A 1,191-nucleotide genomic window follows, 5' to 3' on the forward strand; every position below is an offset into this window, starting at 1 on the left:
CGGGGCGGGCGGCGCGGGCGCGTCCGGTGGCAATGGGGGCGCGGGTGGCTGGCTGAACGGCAACGGCGGCATGGGTGGTCAGGGTGGCGCCGCGGCGGCGGGCATCAACGGCGGCCTTCCGGGCCGCGGGGGCGACGGCGGCAGCGCCAACCTGTTCGGCGCCGGCGGTGCCGGCGGCCAGGGCGGCACCGGTCTGGCTGGGGCCAACGGCGTCAACCCCGTCATTACCGGGCAGGGCGCCACCGGCAGCGCCGGCGGCAGCATCTTCAACAGCACCGATGGCAGCTCGTTCGGCTTCACCGGCGGCAACGGCGTCGACGGCGGTCTCAGCGGCACCGGAGGAACCGGCGGTGCCGGCGGCTCGGCGTTCGCCAACGCGAGCGCCGAGGGGCACGGCGGCAATGGCGGGGCCGGTGGCGCCGGCGGCAACGGGGGTGCCGGTGGCGCCGGCGGAAGCGGTCAGGCGGGGGGCGCGACGGGGAGCTTTGCTTCGGCCACGGGAGGCGATGGCGGCAACGGGACCAACGCTTCGGCCCCCGGCGGCGTGGGCGGCGCCGGCGGTATCGGCGGGCAGGCTTCGGGCTTCGGTACCAATTCGTTCGCCACGTCCGGGGCGGGCGGCACCGGCGGCGACGGCGCCGCGGGCGCCTCCGGCGGAACGGGTGGCGCCGGTGGCACCGGCGGCGACGGCGGTCATGGCGGGCTGCTGGCCGGCACGGGCGGCGCCGGTGGCGCCGGCGGCACCGGCGGCGTTGGGGGCCTCGGAGCCGATGGCGGCACCGGCGGCAAGGGCGGAAATGCGTCGTTTGCCGGCACCTCAGCGGGTGGTTTGCAGTCCGTTGGGGGTGCGGGCGGCGACGGCGGGGCCGGTGGCTTCGGCGGCACCGGCGGCACCGGTGGGGCCGGCGGCCACGGCGGAAACGGCGGGGCCGGCGGGCTGTTCGGCAATGGCGGCGACGGCGGCAACGCCGGCGTCGGAGGCCAAGGGGGTCAGGGCGGCAATGGGGCCCTCGGCGGTGCCGGCGGCAATGGGGGGAACACCCCCACCAACGGCGCCTCGGCCACGGCAATTGGGGGTGACGCGGGCGACGGCGGCCACGGCGGCAACGGCGGCGACGGCGGCACCGGCGGCGGCAGCGGCACCGGCGGCCTCGGCGGGTCCCGTGGGGTGGTGGGGCCGGGGGGGACAGC

1 pseudogene is annotated in these 1,191 nt (G+C 79.3%); it reads left to right on the top strand.

Going from position 1 to position 1,191, the window contains the following annotated elements:
• Positions 1 to 70: 70 nt before the first annotated feature.
• A pseudogene (locus BST11_RS28850) lies at positions 71 to 1,191 on the top strand (PE family protein); the annotation flags it as partial.

The organism is Mycobacterium alsense, assembly GCF_002086635.1.
Taxonomy (GTDB): Bacteria; Actinomycetota; Actinomycetes; order Mycobacteriales; family Mycobacteriaceae; genus Mycobacterium; species Mycobacterium alsense.